Below are 3,152 nucleotides of genomic sequence, written 5' to 3'. Positions count from 1 at the left end.
GAATGAGAGAATAATAAAATACAAATCAAAAATGTTTACTTTAACTTATGACACTAAACTCTACACGCCTCTGGAAGTAGTGGAACGTCACAAGAAAGATTTCAAAAAATTAGTGCGCAAAATTAGAGAAGTAAATTCAAATTTTGAGTATGCGTATTTTATAGAAGTTACTAAAAAAATGTATCTTCATTTTCATGTATACACAGACACCTTTATTTCCCAGAAATGGCTTTCTGACACTTGGCGTGAAATTACAGGTTCTTACATTGTTGAAATTCATTCAATACGCACAGAAAAGCAAAAATATTATGCGGTGGGATATATGAATGTCAGCCAAAAATTCACATTTGAGCAATTAGAATTTGTTTTTCACAATGTATCGAGATTATTTGGAAGTTCCAGAGGATTTTTCGAGAAAGAAAAACAATTCAACAACGGTTTGCCATTTTATGAAAGAGTAGCTTTTGTCTTCTTAGATAATAAAGATTATCGGGAATATATGGACGCAACGAATCCGAAAAAAACCTACAAATGGAAAGAGAAGGAATTTGATTTTCTTCTTGCTAACGCCTTAGCACAGAAGCAATTAACAATAAAGAGAAACGTTTTAATTATTCATTTTTAGTATTTATTCCAAGTATCCTATTTTTTGCTCTTATTGAGAGATCCCTCTTTTTTTTTGTAGATTAGAAACATAAAAAACAAATAAGTCTGCTCTCTCTCGCTCCGCACTTCGAGAGAGCAGTAACAACCTGAAACTGTCGGGTGCTTTTTTTTCCCTGCTCCCGCTCCGCTCGAACATAGCAGGTAAAACGCCCCCTTACCTTTCGCAATTTTTCAGACCGAGACGAAAAAGAAAAGCCGCCCCCCAAACCCCCAGGCTAACGGCAGCTGCTACGGACTTTTGAAATTCCAGAAAAGCGGCAAAAACATAGAAGCGCCGCTTTTCTTCAAATTGGGGGCGCTCATTTTTCTTTTTCGCTCTGCTCGGATTCTATCCAGATTGACAGATGCTGACGCTTACACTTTAGATGGCTGATTGATGTCATTTTGCCGATGCCGGCCAGATGATAAGTTGTAGCTGATTTTTGGTTGATTATTTCCCATTGTTTGAAACTCTGACGACCGATGGACCCGGAGAAAAATGAACAGGATTTTGACCTCCGATTTCACTCGAATTTTCTTTTATACTAATTGAACAGGAATTTTTTTTTTCTTCTCTAGCTTACAGCTCCCGGCGTGAGAACATCGCCGTCTAGCTACTACTTCGAGACCCACATCCGGGAGAACATCGGATGTTTTCCTCTCAGTAGTTCACTAGAAAAGAAAAAAAAATTGACACGCTTTGAAATAAAATATAAATTGTCAATATGGGAAATATGATAAACGAAAATCAGCACAGAGCAAAGTTGCCAGTAGTTTCTGGCGGTTCTACTTCCAGCTTTGCTCCGTTTATTCTCCGCTCGGGTCAACAAACGCAAAATAAACACTTAACTCATTTAATCTTTACAACAACATTACTTCCCGGAGTTTAGTTTATGAAAGTCAAAGAGTTTGTTAATATAGTAAAAGATATTACAGAAATATTTTTAGGATTTGCCTTTTTATTCGCTATATCTTTTATGTTGTATATCATTATACCATTTGTAAAAATTACAAAAGAATTAGCCGTGATGTGGAGTAACTGGTTTTGATACTATTATCTGATTATGTCAATTATCCTCTGAATGTTAATCCTTATATAAAATTCATGCATCAATTTTTATTCGAAAGTGGAATACGTCCTTCAGAATTGTTCAGCATATCCGGCAACAGCAGTTTATACTTCAATGGAAGTTTTACATACATTCAGGGAAAAACGAAATTCATTAGGAGCTTTCAAATTTCCGATTCATTACTTCAACAGCTCCGAATTTACAGGAACACAAGAGGAAACTTTGCCCGCAATTTTCGCACATATAAAATGTTAAAAAGAGACCTTACCAGAGACATTTTTTTCATATTTTCTTATCTATGCGGGAAGAAAAAACTATACTATTTCCGCTATCTTTTCACACTTAATTTACTGAAAGAACACAAGACACCAATAGAAATTATGAAAGCACTCGGACATATTGAATTAGCGTCAACATATCGCTATATCCGAACAGCTGAAAAAATAGAACACGAACAACAAAAAACAGGGGGAACACATGGCACGACTTAGAGCAGGAATTCTCGGGAAAGTTTCCGGGAAAGTAGCAAATGTAGTAGCAGGAAATTGGAGAGGAATAAATTATGTCAGGGAAAGAGTAACACCTGCCAATCCTCGTTCAGCAAATCAAACAGCGGTAAGAGAATCATTTGCATTGTTAGTTCTTTTGGGTAGAGCTACAATGTCGCAATATATCCGCACTTATTGGGATAAATTAGCAAGCGGAAAGCCATTCACTGGTTGGTCAAAATTTATAGGCACGAACCAAAAAACAATCGCAGGAACTACCAGCTGGGAAAATATCAAGTTTTCGACAGGAGACCTTGAACAACTGAAATCTTTAAATATTTCAGCAAAAGAAGCTGATAGAAAAGTAGCTTGTAATTGGTCAAAAAATTGTGTTTCAAATGGTGCTGTAACTGATTCAGTTATTGTGAATGTTTATTCTGAAAAAAATGAATTCTTATATTCGCAAGACTCAGCAGTTACAAGAGATGATGAAATTGTAGTGGTCTCAATTTCAGATATTACATTAGGTGACATTTTATTTGTTTACGCAGATTGCTATAATGCAAACGGAAAATACACAACCACAATAGGCACAAAAGTTACGGTAATATAAGAGAAGAAAAGGAAACTTGAGAAAATGCATAAAAACCGTCAACTACCACTCAAACAATATCAAGATATATTAGAGAAAAGAAATAAGAATTTTTTCATCTTATTGTCAGAAATCAAGACAGGAAAACACATCCTCCTGAAACCTCGCACGGCCTCACTTTTTCATCCAAAATACCAAAAAAATTATCTACAAAAAAGGATGATGAAGATGAATGAGAGAATAATAAAATACAAATCAAAAATGTTTACTTTAACTTATGACACTAAACTCTACACGCCTCTGGAAGTAGTGGAACGTCACAAGAAAGATTTCAAAAAATTAGTGCGCAAAATTAGA

The 3,152-nt window shown here is 35.4% G+C and carries 4 protein-coding genes; all 4 read left to right on the top strand.

The features are described from left to right. Positions 1-625 (top strand): hypothetical protein (locus U9P79_06020; GenBank protein MEA2104178.1); only part of this gene is annotated, 625 nt, incomplete at its 5' end. A 913-nt stretch (positions 626-1,538) separates the two neighbouring features. After that, the gene (locus tag U9P79_06015) at positions 1,539-1,694 is read left to right on the top strand and encodes a hypothetical protein (protein MEA2104177.1); all 156 of its coding nucleotides are present in this window, start codon (positions 1,539-1,541) and stop codon (positions 1,692-1,694) included. A 56-nt stretch (positions 1,695-1,750) separates the two neighbouring features. Then, entirely contained in the window at positions 1,751-2,206 is a 456-nt protein-coding gene (locus U9P79_06010; GenBank protein ID MEA2104176.1) for a tyrosine-type recombinase/integrase, read from the top strand. Further along, positions 2,193-2,816: a DUF6266 family protein gene (locus U9P79_06005; protein ID MEA2104175.1), complete on the top strand. Its 624-nt coding sequence runs from the start codon at positions 2,193-2,195 to the stop codon at positions 2,814-2,816. The genes U9P79_06010 and U9P79_06005 overlap by 14 nt, the downstream gene beginning before the upstream one ends. Positions 2,817-3,152 lie beyond the last annotated feature (336 nt).

The sequence above is a fragment of the Candidatus Cloacimonadota bacterium genome (genome assembly GCA_034661015.1).
In the GTDB taxonomy this organism is placed as follows: domain Bacteria; phylum Cloacimonadota; class Cloacimonadia; order JGIOTU-2; family JGIOTU-2; genus JAYEKN01.
The sequence above is the reverse complement of the archived record's forward strand: the minus strand, read 5'-3'. Positions and strand labels throughout refer to the sequence as shown.

Bases quoted from the DNA above. Each gene is read 5' to 3' on its own strand.
- U9P79_06005 (MEA2104175.1), top strand. From the start codon at position 2,193: ATGGCACGACTTAGAGCAGGAATTCTCGGGAAAGTTTCCGGGAAAGTA.
- U9P79_06015 (MEA2104177.1), top strand. From the start codon at position 1,539: ATGAAAGTCAAAGAGTTTGTTAATATAGTAAAAGATATTACAGAAATA.
- U9P79_06010 (MEA2104176.1), top strand. From the start codon at position 1,751: ATGCATCAATTTTTATTCGAAAGTGGAATACGTCCTTCAGAATTGTTC.